Here is an 18,081-nt window from a genome sequence, read left to right as displayed (position 1 = left end):
TGACCTGCGAAAAGGATGATCCCGCCGAAGCGGGATCGTGGTGAGGGGAGAACTACTCGGTATCCGGGTTGCCCGGGAGGCTTTCTTCCTGCAGCTCGATGCGCAGGTAGGAAGGCTCATCGGACGGCTCGACTATCGAGAGGACCAGCAGCGCGAGCGCGCGGTCCTGCCCCTCTTCCTCCTTGTGGTACAGGTGGAATTGGATGTGCTTCGCGGTCGGCTGGAGCGAAAGCTCCTGCCAGGCGGTTTGAACGACACTGGCCAGCCGGGTGCCCATCTCGTCGACCCTGGCAGGGTTGGCGAGATAGACCAGGCGCAGCCAGGCCGCGTTGGTGAGAACGATCGGGAGTTTGAGGTACGCAGCAGTGTGGCCTGCGCTGGAGTGGTTGTTGAGAGAGGTCATGAGAGGTCTCCGAATACGCAGGCCTCTCCCGCGGGGATGAGGTCCCCGCGTGGGTGGGTAGGATGCACTCCATCACTTGCGTGATGCGACCGCGCTGCCGAGTGCTGTGGCGGTCTTGGGTGGGTTAGCGCTTGCGCGCCGGAGCCTTAAACCCTGGCTCCTTGGGAGGCGCTGTCAACGACAGCGAGCCAATTCGAATTCGAGGGCTGGCGGGATGTCCCGCCGGCCGGATTGCTCAATCGTCATAAAGTGGCAGGCCCTTAAGCGTGGGCGCGAATGGATCGAGTACCAGGAACCGAATGTCTGCTTGTCCCGCGAGGTGAAGTAGATCGACCAGGTGTTCGTCGAGGCCGAAGGCAAGCTGTTCTTGTCGAAGAGCGGCTGCGGTCATCTCCAGGATCTCCAGACACTCATCCGTCCAAGGGGTGTTGTGCAAGCGAAAGCCCACCGCACCGTGCTCGTTACACCAGAAGAGCGATACCAACACCGAGGGCAAGCGGATTGGCATCTTGGTCGAGAACCTTTCGTAGAGGCTATTCCACGCGCTGATGGGTAGATGTGTTTTTCTGATCTCCCAGCAGCGGTTGTAACCGCCACCGAACGAAAGGTGACGAACGACACTCTGGGCTTCGGCCAAGGAATACAGATCGCCTATGTGCTTTTGCTGACCGTCCTGCTCGGCAAGGATGCCGTAGAGCACATTGCGCACCAGACCGTTGTAAGGACAGCGGTCAGAAAGTGCAGTATCGATCTCTCGACCTTCAGTAACTAGGGCGAAGTCGTCATTGAAGATGCATGGAAAGCACTGTAGTTGAGTATCGGAGAGGATTTGCTGCGATGGATGCAACGCGCGATAGCAGGGGGGGCAATCATCTTCGTATGTTATCTGTAGCGTTCGCTCGATTCTGAAGTCAGTATAGCCGTGGATAAACGGATTATATTGAGTCATGGGGTATCTCCAGTAGCCGGGAAGCCCATGCCCTTAGAGACTATGGACCTCCAGGGGAAGTAAGGGGCGCCGAAGCGCCCTGGTGATGTAGAGTCGTTGCGGTTAACGCAATTCGGAGAAGTCACCACCCGACAGGGGGATGACCCCGTCTGGGTTGAATTAGCAGAGGCACATAGGCAAAAGGGTAAAACTTAATATTCCCGTTGCGACCACGTGCCGTTGTCTAATGCCTGTTGGGCAAGTTCGCGGGAGGGGTAGTATTCAACCGACTCGCGCGAAGCTGGTCCTTCTTCATCAAGGGTGCCGATATAAAAGCCGGCGTTGGACATAAGAACCTGCAGCGGCAGTTCGAGACGAAGATGGGCGAGTGCCCGCTTTCCGTATTGCATGGTGATTCTCCTTTCGGTAGGAAACACCAGTCCCAAGGGGACTGAGGTCCCCTAAATGGGAAATGTCTGGCGGTTAGGCCAAGGCAGATACCTGGGCATTGTTGCTGGCTAGGAACAGCCAGGCGAAGTTGCAGAACTGACTGCTGAGCAGCAGCTCGTCCTCGACGTCGCTGAGGCTAACCTCCTCTACTTCCGGCAGGGCGGGCAGATCTACGATTTGGATATTGCTCATGATGATCTCCAGATAATGGAGAACACCACGCCCTGGGGGAGATGGTGCCCCCCGGGTGGGTATGCGATGAAGAGTGGCGCATAGCGTAGGTAGTGAAAGGCCCTCGGGATGAGGGCCGGTATTCGATCAAGCCGTGCTCAAGCAGCGGCTTGTTCAGCGTGCTCAGCGGGGGCTGCGGGTTCACCTTGCGGTTCGCCTTGGCCTTGCTGGGCTTTCTCAGCTTCTTCCTTCGCATCGTAGACGGTGGTGCCATCCACTTTGATCCAGGAGATGAAGAGCAGCCGGCCTTTGAGGCTTGCGCCGGACTGGCCTTTTTTCTCGCCTTTCTCGTAGGTGAAGGGATCCGCCCAGATGTCGCCGATACGGAAAGAAATCAGCACCTTCTTCTCGGCCTCGACTGCTTCCTTGCAACGGCGGACAAGCTTTTCAGCTTGGGCGCCGACCACTTTGCAATCGATGTAGGAGTATTCCACGCTGTCTGCCGCGCCATGGAGGGCAGCAACAGTAGCGGCGAGGAACGGTTCACCTCGGCGGATCGGTACTTCGCGGATGCGATTGAGGTAGCCGATACCGGTGGTGTGCAGGTCGAAATATTTGGCTTCTTGGGCTTGGGTGTTGTTGCTCATGATGGTTCTCCAGTTTCGTAAGCGAAAGCGGAGAAACACCTTGCCCGTCAGGGAAAAGTATTCCCCGCATGGGTCGGTATTGGGAGGTAAATCTGAGGGAGAGGGCTTCCATCAACCTGTGGTTGATTGATCGCGCTACCGGAAGCTGGTGCGATCTTGGGTTCGATCTACACGGAAATCCGTGTCGTAGTCTTTCAGATCATGACTACTGGGGGAGGATTGCCGACAACGTCAGCAGCTCACGGTGCAAAGAATGAAAAGGCCTGTTGCAGTTGTCAAGCCCCCGCGAATGAAAAAGCCCCTCACACGGAGGGGCTTGAGGTCAGTGCGGGCGGTGCCGATGGTTAAACTTCGTAAGCTTGCGCTTGAGGTTGGGCCAATCGGCCCAGGCCGCCATCGACAAGCACACTACAAGCAAGGCGGTCAGCATGATCACGCCGAAAGTCGTTTGGCTCATCTCAAGATTCCTCCTGAGTCAGGTAGATACCTGTAGACCAGATTACCACACCTACCGACAGCGCAAGGGCAGTCAGGATGCGATGCTCGCCGAGAAAAATACCGATCAAACCAGCGGCTACCGCCGTGGTTCCAATCTTGCGTAGATCTTCTGCGATTGCGGAAAGTTTTGCGGAACCCATGGTTTTCCTCGAAAAATGCCGGAAAACCACCCTGCGGGATGGTTCCCGGCAGGGTTGGGGGTGGTAGCAGTGGCTATTAGCGGCCGAGAGCAGCTACTTGTTCATCCGTCATGGTGGACAAGTAGTCCTGCCAGCGTTGGTGGTATTGCTCCTGAGTACGCCGATGGAGTTCCCAAGAGACTGCGCTACCAGGAGGTGCTGGCAAAAGAGCAATCTCATGATCGTTCAGGGACTCTAACTGGAGAGGGGGCCTCCCCATTTCGCTTTCGGAGTTGGGTGCAATCAAATGGTCGAGGGAACCCATCTTGAGCTCCTTCCTGACTGGCGTTTCAGCTTTGGCGGTCGCCTTGGCCGGCTTGGGTTTGCGTGCGCGCTTGGGCTTTTGCACCTCGCGCGTATTGGCTAGATACCAGTCATTCAGGTTGACATTCTTCAGCCGGACGATGGCTGGGATGTCGCTGATGTGTTCTAGCTCGCCAGCGGTCGGGCCGGCCAGGAAGGCAGGATCGATGCGCTGGACGCTCAACGCAACCGGCGCTTGTGCTTGCACTACGACCGGAGGGCGCCTGAGCGCTCTGCGGAACTCACGCACAACACTGCCGAGGGCAAAGCCGATTTCGAAGCTGGTGGATTGCTTGGACATGGTGTTTCTCCTGCAGGTTGAGGGTGCGGAGAAAACACTGGCCCTGGCGGGGAAGTGGATTCCCCGCTGGGTTGCGGAAGGGAGCTTCTATCGACCGAGGCCGACCGACCGCGCTACCAGAAGCTATGCGGTCTTGGGTTGGATCAACACGGTGGGCTGTGCTGCAGCATTTCGGATCCGAGCTGCATGGGGGCATGTCGCTGACAACGTCAGCAGATCACGCGTTCATCATCGAAGCAGGGGGCGAAAGTGTCAAGGTCAAGCAGGAGGGGGAGCGGATGCAGGATACAGCGGGCGGAGAGCGAGGGCGGAAGAGCGCGGCTGGTAGAAACCCTGTCAAAGGTTTCCCCAGCCGTGTCTGGAAGGGGAGTCAAGTGAGCCACCTGTGGTTGAATCGTCGATCCCTGGGCATTGATCGTCTCGATCCCATCACCCGGCCATTATCGTGGCTTGGCCAGCAAACAGTAGGCACGCATCCGCGTACAAAGGGAGCCCTGCGTATCACCGGCGGGCCACCGGCAGGGAGAAGGATCCCGATGGGTAGCCTGATGCCCCTGGAGCAGGAGCATCAGGCTACCCATGGAGAGGGGAAAAGGAGGGGCCGTAACACCAGTACGACCCTTAAATCGAGGAAACACCGAACCTCTTGAGAACCCTATGTGCCTTTAAACTCGCTCGACACGAGTTGACGGCTGCATGACAAGCAAAAGAACAGGGAGACACAGGGAGAATTCTCAACCAGATCCGCACGCCCCACCCGGTGTTGTAGCGTGCTTACGGTTTGGAGATGAGGCGAACCTGCATCACCAGGGCGCTACTGATGACCGTCAGTAGCCAGCGGGGTGAAATCAAAGTTGATGGCATTATGTGTTCAGAAGGCTGGTTTATCAAGCAGCGCCGGGGTTTACTGGCCTCTGGAGGTTATTTGACCGCGACCACCGCGCCCTCGGGGATGGGCGCAGGGAGCGCAATGGCAGTGGCTCCGAGGCGGCGCGTGACTAACTGGCCGTTGCGCCTGACACCAACTAGGTCGGATTCCGTACCGGCATCCACGGCTGCCGCCAGCCCTGCCGGCGGCGAGGCGATGAAGGCGTAGCTGGTGTCGGCGGCGATGTAGCCCTGAAGCCGCGCTGGCTTGCGGAACCAGGCCGGTAAACCAAGAGCGGAGTCCGCCGGCGAACCGCTGAAACCGGGGTTGGCGTGTGCGTACTCCGCCAGCCTGGAGCGGTAGAGCAGCAAGCTCCTGGCCAGGGTATCGACCTCGGCCAGTTCGGCGCTCGAGGTCGCGTGGTCGCTTTGTACACTCAGCCAGGTTCCGGTGAGCAGGGTGAGCAATAGGGCAATCCAGAGCAGCGGCATGATATCTGGAGGACTCCCTAGTTGAGGTAGGTGGCCGTCACACGCATGCCGGCGGAGTTGCCGAATCCTGCGAGCACAACGGTGCTGTAAAGGCAGAACCGGTGTCCGGCTTTCACCATGGCGGAGATCGAGGCGTCTTCAACTACGTCAGCGTTTCGCCCAGCGGTGGAGCGCGCTTGACCAACGATCACGCCATCGACTTCCAGGCGCAGAACGCCGGGGCCGGAGCCATTGATCAGCGCGTCCCTGGATACCGCTTGGCAGTGGGTGCGGGGTCGGTTATCGGCGGGATACTGTGCCAGCACCACAGGGGTGGCGATATTCACGCCACTGGGCCGTTTCCACAGCCCATCGGTGCAGAATAGGGGGCCGCTGTTGTCTCTGCCTACCAGGCCATTGGGGGCGCATCCTGCATTTTCTGCCGCCAAACCATTGATCTGAAGGTACTCGCCGACGGTCGTTCTACCTTCGGAGCTGAGCTTTCCCCCTCTCAATTCTCCGCCGGTATAAACGTTCTTGTTCATCCACGACCTGACCCATGTGCTGTCACTCATATACCAGCCACCGTCCCACCGTTCGTTGTACCAACCTGAGTTACCGCGGGTCCTGAACCAGCCTCCGGTGTACGTCTCGCCGGCGACGTCAGCAGTGCCGGCTTTCACCGTGCCAGTGGCTGTCACGTTGCGCGCGCTGATGTCCGCGCTGGTCGTGATGTTTCCGCTGGCGGTGACCGCTCCGGCTGCGGCGATATTGTTGCCGCCCATATTCAATGCCGTGTTCATCCGGTTGAGCTCGGGATGACCCGGGACGGCATTGCGGTAGAGGTACTCGTTGGCAATGGCGCCGTCCTGGAAGAACAGCGCCGTCGCCAGGTGTCCAGCGCCGGGAGCGCTACCGAAATTGCTCAAGGCCACCTGCCAGGCGGCGCCCTGGGCGACACTGGTGTTGGTTTTCGAGATGTAGCCCCCGGTGGCTCCCATGAGCTGCGCGATCCGGCGGATCGAGAGTTCGGAAGCTACCTGTCCACCCGTGGTCACGATCAGCGTTTCGAGCTGGTTGGCCGCCGGCTTGCGGGCCAGTACCTGGTATTGCTGGCCGTAGATGTTGGTGTCGCGGAAGCCTGCGGGCAGGTAACGGGTGTTGCGCAACATCGGGACGGTGATCACCGCCGGGGCCGTGGCGCCGGCGCTGGCCAGAACCGTGCTGAAGTTGTCCTTCAGGTACTTCTCCGCTGCCTTGGCCACCTGCTGTTGCTGCTGGGCCGCGTGCTGTTCATTCAGGCCGTCTAGATAGCTCATCAAGACTGAAATCCCGCCGGTAGTCGCGATGGCGATAACGATCAAGGCGATCATTAATTCAATTGAGATAAAGCCGCGGCTGAGCTTGAGGTTATTCATAGATAGGCTCCCACAGGCTTTTGCGAGCCTGGCGATTCACATCGTCCTCAAGTAGATGAATCTGCTGCCGGCGGATCTTATCGCGCATGGCGACGGAGTCCACTCCGGTGAAAAGCAACGGTTCTGCGTGCAGTCTTCGAGCGCCGCCATCACTTACCAACTCCTGGCAGATCACGGCCTGAATGCCTTCAGCCACGACGTCGTAGGCATTGGACGCGAGGGGTTTGGCCAGGGTGATCAGCCGTTCGATGGCTTGCGGGCAGTTCTTGGCGTGGATGGTCGATATGACCAGGTTGCCGTTCAGCGAAGCTTTGCAAGCCTGATAGGCGGTGTCTTCGTCGCGGATCTCGCCGATCAATATCAGGTCGGCTCCGGTACGCAGGGTGCGCAACAGGGCTTCGCTGTAGCCTCCCGAGCGTCGTGAGGTTCTGACTTGGATACAGCGGCCGAGTCCATGTTGGCCGCTGAGATTGGTTTCTTGTGGATCCTCGACTGTGAAGCCAACCCCGCCCAGGGTCTGCAGTCGGGCGAGAATCAGCGAGGCGGCGGAGCTGGTCTTGCCGGTCGCCATATCGCCACAGAACAGGATCAAGCCCTGCAGTTGCGGGTTCAGGAGCGTAGCGACCACCTCGCTCGGATAGCCGATATCCTCGAAGCTTCGAACTTGGGCTGTCGACCGGCGCAGCACGAAGACACTCCCGCCGTTGAAAGCATCTTCCAGTTGGGTGACGCGCAGCAGCACACCGTCGACGACGATGGCGAACTCGGGATCCTGCAGCTCCTCCAGCGTTTGCCTGCAGAGCTGGAGCAGTTCCTGGGCGTGCGACTCCCACTCGCGAGGCACCTCGACTCGGCGCGCGCCGACGCCGGCCAGGCCCTTCACGTCGGCGAAGCCTTCACCGAGGTAAAGGTCGACGAACTGAGCCTGAATGATCGGGTTCACACTCACGAACTGTAGGTCCAGGTAATGCTGTTGCTATCGCTGCTGCAGGCCTGGGTCGCAGCCGCAGTGGTGACCTCACCAGTGATAGCGGTGCCGCTGTTGATCTTGGTCTGCTCGAAGGTGTTCTTCGCGATTTTGGTGCCCAGGGTGATACAGGCATCCTTGGGCAGCTTGCTGGTGGTGATCGAGAAGCCCATGCCGGTGGACGAGACAGTGACCGATCCGCCGTAGACGTTGTAGACGACGCCGGAGGAGACACTCATGTTCTTCGGCACGCCGTTGATTGCGATCAGGCTCGGGATCAGGTTGGTACCGCTGGAGCCGTAGCCCGAAGAGGTCTTCAGGGCACGTGCGTTGGCCGCAATGACGCTGATGTTGCGCTGTTCCTCGTTGGCGTTGGACGAACTGAACATCCCAGCCGCTGCGGCCAGGCCCAGGCCGACCCCGATGGCGATGATGATCAGCACGATGATCATCTCGATGGAAACGAAACCGCCCTGCGTCGGACGGGAGGTGCGTTGCGTAGTGCTCATGGAGCGCTCCTTGGTGAGGTTTCAGTGGTTCATGGATTGGATGAGCTGCTGTGCCTGGTAGGCGCCGAGCAGGACCAGGATCATCAGCGCGCCGATGAAGATCAGGGCGAAGTTCTTCACCAGCCCGGCGGCCAGCTCGATCTGCTTGAGGCTGGTCTCCTGCCAGCGGCGGCTGAACTTGACCAGAGCTTCGGAGAAGCCTCCCCGGTTGGCGAGGATGCACAGGTACTGGATGGCCTGTCGGTCGGGGAAATCGTGACCGGCGCTGCGAAGGGCGACTCCCAGGTTCTGGCCCAGGCCCACGCCGTAGCGGGCAGCTTCCAAGCGCTGCTTCAGCCAGGGCGGGGAGATCTTGATCATGCTGGCCAGGCTGTCGTAGGGGCGTATGCCGGCGTTGAGCATGACGGCCATGTTCAGCAGGAAGGTGGTGCCCTGGAGCATGCGGTAGATGGACCAGGGCGGCAGCATCCGGTCCAGCCAGACCCGGCCTTTCCAGCGGTAGGTCGGTAACGTGACGATGACCACCACCGTGAGGGTGATGACGGCGACCAGAACGTAGATACCAGGTCCTGTGACGAAGCTGGCAATGGCGTTGAGCGTGGCGAGCGGGCCGGTCCACGTGACTGGATCGGAGAGCCTGGCCAGGCTGGGGACCATGCGATAGGCCACGATGCACAGCAGGAACACCATCATGGCGGACAGCGCCGAGGGATAGAGCAGCGCCTGCCAGATGGTGGCGCGGATCCTGGCCTGGGCCTCGACCAGGGAGACGGCATCGCCCATGGCCTGAACCAGGTTGCCGCTCATCTCGCCGGCCTCGATCAGCGCTCGCTCCTGGGCGGGCAGATAGAGCGCCATGGCGGTGGCCAGACGCTTGCCGTTGGACAGCCCCATCAGCGCTTCGCGACTGGCGATGGCCACCGGATGAAACGGATGCTGTCCCTCATGAGCGAAGATCTTGTGCACCTCTGCCACAGCGTCCTTCAACGGGACCCCGTTTTCGAGCAGGGTGGACATGCTTTCGTAGAACTGCAGGCGTTCCTTGCGGCCGAACTGCTTGCTGTAGAAGGCGAACTGCAACTGCTCCCAGAAGCCCCCCATCAGCACGCCTCCTGCGAGTAGAAGCTGTCGTCGAGCAGATGCTCATCGAAGTCGAGTGGCCCAATGAAATCCTCGACTATCTGCGGGTCGAACATGCCCTCGTTGATGCGGCGGATGGCGTGGGCGTGCTTGGTGATGCCCTGCATGGTCTTGACCCAGTAGTTGCGTGCCTCGGCTGGGCCGCCTTTGGCGAACACACGCATGAAGGCCAGGGTGGGCAGCACCACCTCGGCGACGATCGAGCGGCCGTTGACTCCGGAGCCACGGCAGGCCTGGCAGCCAGGCCCCTTGACGTACACCTGGGAAACATCGGTCAAGCGCTGGACCCGTTCGACCAGATCGGGCGCGAGCTGGTCTTGGTGGTCTTGGAAGCGCACTTTGCAGTGGGGGCAGAGCTTGGGCAGCAGGCTCTGGTTGATCAGACCGGTCAGCAGGGCCGGATCGAACAGCAAGCCGGGGTCGACACCCAGGTCCTTGAGGCGCTGGACAATGCCGATCGCGCTATTGGTGTGCAGGGTCGACCACAGGCCGTGCCCGGTCATCGCGCCACGGAAGGCGGCGACAGCGGCGAAGAGGTCGCGCACTTCGCCGATCATCATGTAGTCCGGATCCAGGCGCATGCCGTTGGCGATGCCTGCGGCCCAGGCCTGGCGTTCTGCGTCTGGGTCAGTGGCGTCATAGACCAGTGGGGTCTGGTTGATGCCTTCGCCGCGAATGCGGTATTCCGGTGGATCCTCGATGGTCAGGATATGCTTGGATCCGCCATGCAGCTTATCGAGTCCTTCCATGGTGACCTTCAAGGTCATCGACTTCCCTGACCCGGTGGGGCCGGACAGGATGTTGATGCCGTAAGGCATGCGCATCATGCGATCGAACAGCGCGTTCTGCTCGGGCAGGTAGCCGAGCTGCTCCAGGCTGTCGAGGCCGGTATCGTCGTAGAGCAGCCGCAGGATCATCAGGAACCCACCGGCGCGCGGGCGGGTCGCGATCCGGGCGCCGAACAGGTTCAGCTTCTCGACGAAGGCCTGGCTCATCCGCGCGTCCTGGTCAAGTTGTGGCTTGAAAAGCGGCTCGGCCACGTCGCACATGGACTGGTAGATGGTTGCGCAAAGTTCGTGCAGTTCCTGGCTGCGGTACTGCTCGACGGTCTTCAGCAGGCCGTCGACGCGGAAACGGATCTTGCTGCCGGTGCCGGCGGGACTCACGACGAAATGCACGTCACTGGCGCGCAGCTCAGTGGCCTTACGAATGATCTTGACCACGCGCTCCTGCATCTGGGTGGCGCGCTGGCCATCGCTATCGACCAGGCCGTCCATGGCGACGGCGCGGTAGAGCTGGTGAATGGTCTGCAGGTCGGTGAGGTTGAGCTGGTATCGGAAGCCACGGCGATCGAGACGGTCGATGAACGACAGAACGTGAATGTCGTTCTGGTGGCTCTCCGATAGATAGAGCGTGCCGTCGGCGGCCAGGGCCATGATCTCTTGCAGGTGTTTCGAGACCTCCCACTCGCCACCGTCGGCGGTGAGCAGTTGGGTCACCATGGAGGGCTGTGCAAGCGCGGCAATTTGAAGGTTCGTCATGGCGGTACCTACTGGATGAACGGCTGCGGTACCGCCCCGGGCAGCGCCGGCGGAACGGAGGCGCCTTGGGCCGAGGAGGCGGCTTGGGTGGGGGCAACGCTGGAGAAGCCCACGGGCACGCGGTTGCCGTCCTTGTCGGTGAGTACGACCTGGTCCAGGGAGATCGACTCGACGCGGTAGTTGCCCGGCAGCTCCGCGCCGCTGGCGGCGTCAATCTCGTACCCGCCCGGGAACAAGAATGTGGCAGTCATCTTGCCGCCGGCGCCGTAGATGGTCCGCACCACCGGCGGAACCGGCTGCGTGATCGTCGGCGGCGCCGCCGGCACCGGCATGGCGAACGTCTGCCCCTGGGCGCTGACGATCTGGCCGGTTTCGCCTTTGCCCTCCAGTTGCCGCTGCGCCGTGGCCAGACGCACCTTGGCCTCGGTGAGGATGGCCTGGGCCTGGATCTCCGCCAGTTCGCCAACGGTGCCGGCGCAGGCCTGGCCGGACGCGAGGAGGAAGAGCACGGCCACGGCCATGCCGATCGGCTCAGTTCGCATAGATTTCTCCTGTGACAGTCCAGTCCAACTGGCTGTCCTTGAGCGTGGTTTCGAGGTTGGTGATGCGGACCCCGGCGGCGGGCAGCCCCTGGAAGGTCAGGTCTGCCGGGAGCCTGGTCTGGGCGCTGAAGGTGAATTTCTTCCAGGAAGGCAACACCACTTGCTGCTCCGTCGCTGCTTCCGCGCCAGGAAGGGGCGGAGTTGTCTCCTGGCTGATCGACAGCTTGGGCTCGACACCCTGACGGTACAGATGGCTGGTGAGCGCCTGCAGCGCGTCGTCGGCTGGCTGCAGCGGCTCATCGCTACCGATGGCGACTTTCAGGTCGACCTTCAGGGCCGCGGTGTTGCCGTTGTCGATAACGAAGGCGGGGCGGTCGGCGAACAGGTGCTGGCTGGCCGCTGTCAGGTCGGCTGCCGTGCTGTTGCCGGTACGGTGGTAGGTGGCGACCAGGACCCTGCCGTCGCACTTGCTGGATTCGAAGAGCCAGCCCTGGATCGACAGCGACAGTACCCCCGTTGCCTTGCTACAGGCGCGTAGCATGTCCTCGAGGTCAGGCATGAGCGTCCAGGGCTTCTGCAATGACGCCAGGTCCAGCGGCTGCTTGGCCTGGGCATTCTTCTCGGCCAGCTCGGCGAGGCGCCTCTGCTCCTCGAGGAGCGCGGCTTGTCTGGCGAGCTCTTGCTGGTGGGCATTCCATAGGTAGTAGGCGGTTAGCGACCCGCCTACCAAGCAACCGAGCAGGGCCACTGCCGTCCACTCCCTGGCGGACAAGCCGAAGGTGAGTTGCCGGAGGCGGTAGTCGCGCCGCAGGCGCTTCGGCGCGAGCAGTTCCTCGATGTCGAAGTCCTTGACGGGGAATTCGAATCCTTCGGGAACGAAGACCTGTGCGTTTCGAAGCACGCCGCGCGTAGAGAGCTTCCTGATCCGGTCCCTGGCTTCGTCGAAGGTGGTGACCAGGTCCTGGCCGGGGACGATCGCGCCATCGAGCGTGGCGACCAGTGCGTAGCGGTCCTCGTCGACCTTCCAGCAGGCCAGGAAGTCGCCTTCGAACTGGCCTGAAAGCGCCGAGGCCAGGGAGTACATGCCCTTGACTGCGCCTTGCGACTTCGAAACGAAGCCGGCCTGGATCACTGTCGGCGAATGGCGGATGGCAACGATGTCCAGATGCTCTTCCTTGCCCAGCTTGCGCGCTTCCTTCATGTACTGCCGCTGGCTGGATAGCGGCCGCCAGAACAGGCCGCTGACGAACTTGTTGCCGTGGTAGCTCAGGATCGAGACGTCTGGTCCACGGCTACCGATGTCAGGCTTCTCCATGGTTCAGCCCAGCACGACGGGGGTGATCAGCACCACGATGACCTCGCGTTTGGTATTGCGGGTCAGCCCGCCGCCAAGGCCGAAGAATCCGGCGTCGCCGGTGCCGACCTTGTTGGTGTCCTCGGTGGTCTGGTCGAAGCCGGAGAGCACCAAGGTCTCACCGCTGCGCAGGCGTACCTTCTGGTCGAACAGCTGGATGTCGTAGCTAGGGAACTGGGCTTTGGAGTCCCCGCTGGTCTGCATTTCAAATGTAGGGCGGGAGGTCATGTTGATGTTGATCTTCAGCAGCATCTCGCCGCTTTCCATCACGAACGGCAGCAGGCTCATGTTGTAGCCGCTGGTCACGGCGCCCGGGATCAGCGAGGTGGTACTGCCGACCTGGGCGACGTTGGAGATCTGGCTGGAGGCCAGGTAGCTGTCGTAGCGGCCGATCTGGATCGGCGCCGACTGAAGGTTGAGCGTGGTCACGGACGGGGAGCGGACGGTCGAGACACGGCCCTGCTGGGCCAGCGCCTGGACCATGGCCTTGGATCCTGCCCAGGCGCTGTTGGCGGTATCCAGGATGCTCACGGAGCCGGAGATCGCACTTTGGTCGATGCCCGGCATGGTGTTCTTCAGGCCGATGCCCCACTTGTTGTTGAGCGACTTGTAGACCAGGTTCCAGTCGATCCCCAGTTGATCCTTGTCGGTCAGGGCGACCGAGAGCACGTTGACGTTCAGCAGCACCTGCTTGGTGATGCTCTCGTTCTCCCGGTTGACCAGCTGCTGGACGCGGTTGAGGACCTCTGGTCGGTCGGTGACGGTCAGGGTGCCCGTGGCACGCGACAGCGACATGCGTCCCATGCTCGGCGTCAGCATCGAGTTGATGCTGTTCTCGATGTCGCTGAGGATCGATGTCTTCAGCTCCGAACTGGTGGTCTGCTTGCTGCCGGAGTCGCCGCTGATGCCGGAGCTGCCATTCTGTCCGGTGGATCCGGAGCCGTCCCCGCTGATGCCGGCGGCCGTCGTCATACCGGAACGCACGGTGGAGTCCACCGTGTTGACGTCGTCAAAGGCGTAGATGCGGAAGGTCCGAGTGTCCAGGTAGTAGAACTCGACCCGTTTCTCGGTTGGGTTGTAGCGCCAGGACACGCCGGCGCGGGCGGCGATGAGATCGAGGAACCCGCTGACCTTGCCGTTCCATTTGATGTTGTACAGAGACCGCGGGCCGTAGGACCCGAAGCTCGACCCGATGCTGCCGCCGGCACCTAGGGACATGCCGTTGGCGACGGAGGCAGGAAACAGCATGGTGGCCATGTCCTGGCCGCCTTGGATGGGCGGCGGGGCGTTGCTCGCGCGCTGCTGAGGTTGCAGGGCAAAAGCGGCCGGGTTCAGCGCGTCGGGCGTGATACTGACCGCCAGGTGGCATTGGTTGATGACTTCCTGGGCGGCCTCCTGCAGCGACGCTGCGCCTGCAGGGCGCCACGTCACGATGCAGTCACTGGACAAAGTGTGCGAAACGCTCAGGGGTTTCGTGCTGACCCAGGGTTTGTCGGAGAACACCACCGTATCGCGGCGATCCGGTCGGGTGTTGCGCATCTGTGCTGCGATCGTCGACGCGGAATCTGCCGTAGCTTCGACACGATCCGCCGACTCGTTCACCCGTGTGACCGAACAACTGGCCAGCGCGGGGATCAGGAGGCAAGGCAAGAGGTTCTTCAGGGGGGCACGCATCAGTTCTTGCGCTCCTTGATGATGATCAGGGACTGCGGCCGGCTGGCGTTCACCAGGAAGGGCCGTTCGGCAGCGTCATACAGCGGGAACAGCTCGGATACCGCGTCCTCGAAGGAGCCGTGGAAGCTCAGGGGAGCTTCGATCGGATAGTTGAGATCCTGCGGCTCCCAGCGGACCGTCCAGCGTGCGCGCTTGGCCCAGGCTTCCAAGGTGTCGCGCAGGGTTGATCCCGTCTCGGCTGACCAGGACTGTGCCAACTGCCGGCTCGGCTCCGCCGGCGTGAGCACCTTGACCGGAGGGGCGGAAGCCACGGCCGGAGTGGGCGGCATGGACTTCACGGCGGAAGCCAAGGGCTTGATCGGTGCCAAAGCCGCGGGAGGAGAAGAGGGGTGGCCATCCTTGGCCGGTGCTGCTGGGGGGAACACAGTGGTGGATTCAGGCTTCTTGGTCGGAGCGGGGCTGGTTGTGATCGGCGCCGGCGTTGGCACCGAGGCGACCACGACGGGCGACTCCAGCGTGCTGACTTTCTCCGTGGAGGAGGGTTGCGCTACCGCCGCTGGAGTTGGGGCAGCGGGCTTCGCATACAGTTGCTGGACTGGTTTCGGCCTCGGCGCCGGGGGAAGTTGATAGCCCGGGCGAAGCACGAAGCAGACCTGCCGCGCCACTTCGTCGACCTTAACCTGCCAGGCTGGACCGGAGAGGACCTGGAGGGTGTTGCGCAGGGTCATGGGGCCGAGCTTGTACTGAGCCGCCGGCAGCGGCCGGGTGTAGAGGATGTTCACATGACCGGCCTCTGCCGGGCACAGCGAGTAACCCGAGCGGCTCATCACGTACTGCATGGCATCCTTGACACTCGGGTTCATGCTCGACGGGATGGTCACGTCGATGATCTGTGCCATCAGGTCGCGCTGGCCAGCGTCCGGCTGGGTGCTGACCAGGGTGTAGCGCCCGTAGCGCACGACGGGCTCCTTCTCCGGTTGTACGCCATTCGGGTACAGGTCCGGTGAGAGCAGGTCTGGATTGCGGCTGCTGTCGAAGGCGGGCCTGGCCGGCTCAGCCTTGTGGGTCGTGCAGCTGGCGAGCAGCAGGCACAGCGTGAGAGTGGTCAACTGCCTGGTCATTGAGGCCCCCTTTGATGATGGGGCACACAATGGCAGGCCAATCGCCATGCTTCAGCAGGAAATACTCGGCAACAGGGGAGGGGATTTATTTTGCCTATCCGAAGGATTGTGCTTCAAGGGGAGCCAACAGAATTTGGAACAAAGCGTGTGCTAAGGCTGCGAGCGATTGACTGTTTGTGATTTATAAGTCACAGTTGATCCATGGTTGAAGTCAAACAAACCGCCACTTTCATGGCATGGGAAAGCAAGCTAAAGGATCGGCGGGCAAAGGCCGTGATCGCCGCCCGTATCTTCCGATTGGCGAATGGACTACCCGGCGATGTGTCACCAGTCGGCCAGGGTGTGAGCGAGTTGAGGATTCACTATGGCCCAGGCTATCGGGTGTACTTCCAGCAGCGCGGGACGGAAATCGTCATCCTGCTATGTGGTGGAGACAAGAGCAGCCAGGCCAGGGATATAGAAATGGCGAAACGCCTGGCAAATGAGTGGAGGCCGCAATGACCGAGCAAATTTATGATTATGACCCCGCGCAAGCGCTGGATAGCCCGGAGGCCATGGCTCTGTTCATCGCAGACGCTTTGGATACTGGAGACACCGCCTATATCGCTAAGGCTATGGGAGTCGTGGCCCGCGCCAAGGGGATGACGGAGTTGGCCAAGGAAACGGGTTTGGCCAGGGAGCAGCTTTACAAATCGTTTAGTGAGCGCGGGAACCCTACATTGAAAACCATGCTGGCAGTAATGCGAGCTCTGGGAGTTGATCTGACCGCCCGCCCGCATGCTCAGTGAGAACTCGTCCAGTTAGAGTTCTCTCTCCCGATCCTTGGCTATCACTGGTGAATCGAGTTGCTGGGCTCACTCATGTATCGTGGTATCGCTCATACCTAGGGAATAGGACTTCCCTAATCTTTGAATCCATCACTGACTCTATCTCGTCATAGGTGAAGGGGTAGCGTGCAACTCAATGTCATCAACCTAAGCTGCAGCCCTGCCCAAGGCAAGCCCCCCGAAGCAGCCAGCCGCCATGGCCGTCGGGCGATGACCAGGCCTCTGCCGCTCAATCAGGCGGTCTAGCTGGGCTGGCGGTGATGTGATCATCGTCTGTTCCGGCTGTCTAGGCGAGATTTCTCGTCCTCCGGACGAGCCTATGCCGACCGCTTGTGGCCAGCTTTTTTTGCACGGAGGTTGGGCGGTGGTGTTTCTTCAGCGCGTCGGTTTGTAGCCCTCACAACCTCGGCTGGCTGCGCGTTTGCGTTGGCGCGCAAAGCTACGGCCTGAGCGTACGGCACTGAGGCTTTTAGCCATCAAGGCCAGCACATTGCTCAGCCCCTGAGCACAGTGCCGCACCAGCAGCTCGACCAGGGTATTTTTGAGCCGTGACACGCCTTGGGTGAAGTTGACTTTCCATCGCAGCTTGCGACCTTTGTGGCGCTGTTCGATGACCGGCTGTAGCAGGTGCTGCATCAACAGCGCCAGGTTCTTCAACAGTTGAGCGGCATGAAAGTCCTGCTTTACAGCGGTCACGCTGCGGCCGCTGAAGTTGTCCAGCGTCAGGGTTTGTTTGAGGCGACGGAAGTCGGTTTCGATGCCCCAGCGGCGGTGGTAAAGCTCGGCAAACACCTCAGCGGGAAAGGCTTCTCGATCCAGCAGCGAGGTCAGCAATACTTCGCTTTCGCCGTTGGCCAACTCGACCCGGATCAGTCTCAGCTCGATCTGGCTGGCAGGATCAACGCCAGCCTCGGAGCAGAACAGACGTGCTTCAGGATGGTTGGCCACGAAAAGCTGTGTGTCTTCAACTTGGCCAGAGTGTAGAAACGCTTTGACCTGGGCGTTATAGCCACAGGGCAGGCGCATCAGAAAGTGCCGCTGTTGCTGCGCGAACAGCGCGAATAACCAGTGCCCAGGGTAACCACGGTCAAACAGCGTCAGGCTGTCAGCCGGCAGGTGCTCAAGGTGCAGATGGGCACAGTCGCGCTCACCGACTGTCAGGGGCACGATCAGGCTATGCAAGGTTTGACCGTCAGCGACTTCGTAGAGTGTGGACAAGCGAGCCATGGGAAAGCCAGAGTGACTGCCAAAGAAGGTCGCCATGGTCGACTCCAGGGGTAAATGCACGGTCGAGCCATCCACCGCGAGCACCCTCAGCCCACGCCACTTCTGACGCAGCCCGAAGCAGTCAATTTGTTGCTGCAGGAGGCGATTGAGACTTTCAAATACCTCGGGGTTGAGCTTTTTGCGCGCTTTGCAGAAGGCCTGCGCAGTGACCATTTGCGTCTCAGTCGACGCCTGATTGAGTACGCGATAGAACTGATCGAGTTCGGTTTGCAGGGCCGTGCGCGGCTGATTGAGCAGGAACAGGACGAGGTTCTTGAAGGTGAGCTGGCGTCGGCGGGTAAAGTCTTGAGGATTCTGGCGGTGGGCGGCGATGAAGGCGGGACAATCGAGCGGGCTGGTTATTTTTTGTACAATTTTCAAGCCAGGGTTTGGCTGGCGGTGTCAAGCGATGCGGTATAGGTAGTCAAAAGGGCTTCTCCCATGCACTGATTTGAGCGCTAATTATATGATATTTATGGATAATTTCCAAAGTTGATGACATTG

21 protein-coding genes are annotated in these 18,081 nt (G+C 60.9%); 2 read left to right on the top strand and 19 right to left on the bottom strand.

The annotated features are described in order from the left end of the window. Positions 1-52 precede the first annotated feature (52 nt). From ACTJJX_RS30005 to ACTJJX_RS29920, 18 genes are all read right to left on the bottom strand, one after another. Positions 53-403: a hypothetical protein gene (locus ACTJJX_RS30005; RefSeq protein WP_003099791.1), complete on the bottom strand. Its 351-nt coding sequence runs from the start codon at positions 401-403 to the stop codon at positions 53-55. Between the two features lie 235 nt (positions 404-638). Then, positions 639-1,352, bottom strand: a complete 714-nt coding sequence (locus ACTJJX_RS30000; RefSeq protein ID WP_003121003.1) for a hypothetical protein — start codon at positions 1,350-1,352, stop codon at positions 639-641. Positions 1,353-1,543: 191 nt separating this feature from the next. After that, positions 1,544-1,741, bottom strand: a complete 198-nt coding sequence (locus ACTJJX_RS29995; protein WP_003448593.1) for a hypothetical protein — start codon at positions 1,739-1,741, stop codon at positions 1,544-1,546. Positions 1,742-1,814: 73 nt separating this feature from the next. Beyond that, positions 1,815-1,973: a hypothetical protein gene (locus tag ACTJJX_RS29990; protein ID WP_003121002.1), complete on the bottom strand. Its 159-nt coding sequence runs from the start codon at positions 1,971-1,973 to the stop codon at positions 1,815-1,817. 137 nt (positions 1,974-2,110) lie between these two features. Continuing rightward, positions 2,111-2,599 (bottom strand): STY4534 family ICE replication protein, encoded by a 489-nt coding sequence (locus tag ACTJJX_RS29985; RefSeq protein ID WP_003448595.1) that lies wholly within the window; start codon positions 2,597-2,599, stop codon positions 2,111-2,113. Positions 2,600-2,921: 322 nt separating this feature from the next. Continuing rightward, a complete protein-coding gene (locus ACTJJX_RS29980; RefSeq protein ID WP_003121000.1) occupies positions 2,922-3,056 on the bottom strand; it encodes a hypothetical protein in 135 nt (44 codons plus the stop codon). A 1-nt stretch (position 3,057) separates the two neighbouring features. Next, positions 3,058-3,237 (bottom strand): hypothetical protein, encoded by a 180-nt coding sequence (locus ACTJJX_RS29975; RefSeq protein ID WP_004347955.1) that lies wholly within the window; start codon positions 3,235-3,237, stop codon positions 3,058-3,060. A 76-nt stretch (positions 3,238-3,313) separates the two neighbouring features. Further along, complete coding sequence (locus ACTJJX_RS29970) at positions 3,314-3,880, bottom strand: hypothetical protein (protein WP_003120999.1); 567 nt, start codon at positions 3,878-3,880, stop codon at positions 3,314-3,316. Positions 3,881-4,801: 921 nt separating this feature from the next. Further along, on the bottom strand, positions 4,802-5,239 hold the full coding sequence (pilM, locus tag ACTJJX_RS29965) for a type IV pilus biogenesis protein PilM (RefSeq protein ID WP_003120998.1): 438 nt from the start codon (positions 5,237-5,239) through the stop codon (positions 4,802-4,804). A gap of 17 nt (positions 5,240-5,256) precedes the next feature. Continuing rightward, positions 5,257-6,636 carry a shufflon system plasmid conjugative transfer pilus tip adhesin PilV gene (gene pilV, locus ACTJJX_RS29960; RefSeq protein ID WP_003099769.1) on the bottom strand — a complete coding sequence of 460 codons (1,380 nt, stop codon included), beginning with the start codon at positions 6,634-6,636 and terminating at the stop codon, positions 5,257-5,259. Beyond that, entirely contained in the window at positions 6,629-7,585 is a 957-nt protein-coding gene (locus tag ACTJJX_RS29955; RefSeq protein ID WP_003448639.1) for an ATPase, T2SS/T4P/T4SS family, read from the bottom strand. Before ACTJJX_RS29955 ends, pilV begins: the two co-directional genes overlap by 8 nt. Further along, positions 7,582-8,112, bottom strand: a complete 531-nt coding sequence (locus ACTJJX_RS29950; RefSeq protein WP_003120996.1) for a type 4 pilus major pilin — start codon at positions 8,110-8,112, stop codon at positions 7,582-7,584. The genes ACTJJX_RS29955 and ACTJJX_RS29950 overlap by 4 nt, the downstream gene beginning before the upstream one ends. A gap of 21 nt (positions 8,113-8,133) precedes the next feature. Beyond that, positions 8,134-9,213 (bottom strand): type II secretion system F family protein, encoded by a 1,080-nt coding sequence (locus ACTJJX_RS29945; protein ID WP_003123335.1) that lies wholly within the window; start codon positions 9,211-9,213, stop codon positions 8,134-8,136. Then, complete coding sequence (locus ACTJJX_RS29940; RefSeq protein ID WP_003120994.1) at positions 9,213-10,793, bottom strand: GspE/PulE family protein; 1,581 nt, start codon at positions 10,791-10,793, stop codon at positions 9,213-9,215. The genes ACTJJX_RS29945 and ACTJJX_RS29940 overlap by 1 nt, the downstream gene beginning before the upstream one ends. An 8-nt stretch (positions 10,794-10,801) precedes the next feature. After that, entirely contained in the window at positions 10,802-11,335 is a 534-nt protein-coding gene (gene pilP, locus ACTJJX_RS29935; protein ID WP_003120993.1) for a type IV pilus biogenesis protein PilP, read from the bottom strand. Continuing rightward, positions 11,325-12,650 (bottom strand): type 4b pilus protein PilO2, encoded by a 1,326-nt coding sequence (gene pilO2, locus ACTJJX_RS29930; RefSeq protein ID WP_003120992.1) that lies wholly within the window; start codon positions 12,648-12,650, stop codon positions 11,325-11,327. Before pilO2 ends, pilP begins: the two co-directional genes overlap by 11 nt. A 3-nt stretch (positions 12,651-12,653) precedes the next feature. Continuing rightward, complete coding sequence (locus ACTJJX_RS29925) at positions 12,654-14,363, bottom strand: PilN family type IVB pilus formation outer membrane protein (RefSeq protein ID WP_010792227.1); 1,710 nt, start codon at positions 14,361-14,363, stop codon at positions 12,654-12,656. Next, a complete protein-coding gene (locus ACTJJX_RS29920) occupies positions 14,363-15,484 on the bottom strand; it encodes a TcpQ domain-containing protein (protein ID WP_003448658.1) in 1,122 nt (373 codons plus the stop codon). Before ACTJJX_RS29920 ends, ACTJJX_RS29925 begins: the two co-directional genes overlap by 1 nt. A gap of 201 nt (positions 15,485-15,685) precedes the next feature. On the opposite strand from ACTJJX_RS29920, the gene ACTJJX_RS29915 reads away from it, so the two are divergent. Together ACTJJX_RS29915 and ACTJJX_RS29910 are read left to right on the top strand one after the other, a co-directional pair. Further along, positions 15,686-15,985: a type II toxin-antitoxin system RelE/ParE family toxin gene (locus ACTJJX_RS29915; RefSeq protein WP_003120987.1), complete on the top strand. Its 300-nt coding sequence runs from the start codon at positions 15,686-15,688 to the stop codon at positions 15,983-15,985. Next, positions 15,982-16,272: an addiction module antidote protein gene (locus ACTJJX_RS29910; RefSeq protein ID WP_003448662.1), complete on the top strand. Its 291-nt coding sequence runs from the start codon at positions 15,982-15,984 to the stop codon at positions 16,270-16,272. The genes ACTJJX_RS29915 and ACTJJX_RS29910 overlap by 4 nt, the downstream gene beginning before the upstream one ends. 414 nt (positions 16,273-16,686) lie before the next feature. Here the strand turns inward: ACTJJX_RS29910 and ACTJJX_RS29905 are convergent, their stop codons facing one another. Further along, a complete protein-coding gene (locus ACTJJX_RS29905; RefSeq protein WP_004423958.1) occupies positions 16,687-17,958 on the bottom strand; it encodes an IS4-like element ISPa1635 family transposase in 1,272 nt (423 codons plus the stop codon). Positions 17,959-18,081: the final 123 nt, after the last annotated feature.

It is taken from the genome of Pseudomonas sp. 22490, assembly GCF_052044465.1.
Classification (GTDB): Bacteria; Pseudomonadota; Gammaproteobacteria; order Pseudomonadales; family Pseudomonadaceae; genus Pseudomonas; species Pseudomonas aeruginosa.
The sequence above is the reverse complement of the archived record's forward strand: the minus strand, read 5'-3'. Positions and strand labels throughout refer to the sequence as shown.

Excerpts from the sequence above, each read along its gene's own strand:
- ACTJJX_RS29990 (WP_003121002.1), bottom strand. The coding sequence starts at position 1,973 with ATGAGCAATATCCAAATCGTAGATCTGCCCGCCCTGCCGGAAGTAGAG.
- ACTJJX_RS30005 (WP_003099791.1), bottom strand. The coding sequence starts at position 403 with ATGACCTCTCTCAACAACCACTCCAGCGCAGGCCACACTGCTGCGTAC.
- ACTJJX_RS29985 (WP_003448595.1), bottom strand. The coding sequence starts at position 2,599 with ATGAGCAACAACACCCAAGCCCAAGAAGCCAAATATTTCGACCTGCAC.
- ACTJJX_RS29920 (WP_003448658.1), bottom strand. The coding sequence starts at position 15,484 with ATGACCAGGCAGTTGACCACTCTCACGCTGTGCCTGCTGCTCGCCAGC.
- ACTJJX_RS29975 (WP_004347955.1), bottom strand. The coding sequence starts at position 3,237 with ATGGGTTCCGCAAAACTTTCCGCAATCGCAGAAGATCTACGCAAGATT.
- pilO2 (WP_003120992.1), bottom strand. The coding sequence starts at position 12,650 with ATGGAGAAGCCTGACATCGGTAGCCGTGGACCAGACGTCTCGATCCTG.
- ACTJJX_RS29925 (WP_010792227.1), bottom strand. The coding sequence starts at position 14,363 with ATGCGTGCCCCCCTGAAGAACCTCTTGCCTTGCCTCCTGATCCCCGCG.
- pilP (WP_003120993.1), bottom strand. The coding sequence starts at position 11,335 with ATGCGAACTGAGCCGATCGGCATGGCCGTGGCCGTGCTCTTCCTCCTC.
- ACTJJX_RS29910 (WP_003448662.1), top strand. The coding sequence starts at position 15,982 with ATGACCGAGCAAATTTATGATTATGACCCCGCGCAAGCGCTGGATAGC.
- ACTJJX_RS29980 (WP_003121000.1), bottom strand. The coding sequence starts at position 3,056 with ATGAGCCAAACGACTTTCGGCGTGATCATGCTGACCGCCTTGCTTGTA.
- ACTJJX_RS29995 (WP_003448593.1), bottom strand. The coding sequence starts at position 1,741 with ATGCAATACGGAAAGCGGGCACTCGCCCATCTTCGTCTCGAACTGCCG.
- ACTJJX_RS29940 (WP_003120994.1), bottom strand. The coding sequence starts at position 10,793 with ATGACGAACCTTCAAATTGCCGCGCTTGCACAGCCCTCCATGGTGACC.
- ACTJJX_RS29950 (WP_003120996.1), bottom strand. The coding sequence starts at position 8,112 with ATGAGCACTACGCAACGCACCTCCCGTCCGACGCAGGGCGGTTTCGTT.
- ACTJJX_RS30000 (WP_003121003.1), bottom strand. The coding sequence starts at position 1,352 with ATGACTCAATATAATCCGTTTATCCACGGCTATACTGACTTCAGAATC.
- pilM (WP_003120998.1), bottom strand. The coding sequence starts at position 5,239 with ATGCCGCTGCTCTGGATTGCCCTATTGCTCACCCTGCTCACCGGAACC.
- ACTJJX_RS29945 (WP_003123335.1), bottom strand. The coding sequence starts at position 9,213 with ATGGGGGGCTTCTGGGAGCAGTTGCAGTTCGCCTTCTACAGCAAGCAG.
- ACTJJX_RS29970 (WP_003120999.1), bottom strand. The coding sequence starts at position 3,880 with ATGTCCAAGCAATCCACCAGCTTCGAAATCGGCTTTGCCCTCGGCAGT.
- ACTJJX_RS29915 (WP_003120987.1), top strand. The coding sequence starts at position 15,686 with ATGGTTGAAGTCAAACAAACCGCCACTTTCATGGCATGGGAAAGCAAG.
- pilV (WP_003099769.1), bottom strand. The coding sequence starts at position 6,636 with ATGAATAACCTCAAGCTCAGCCGCGGCTTTATCTCAATTGAATTAATG.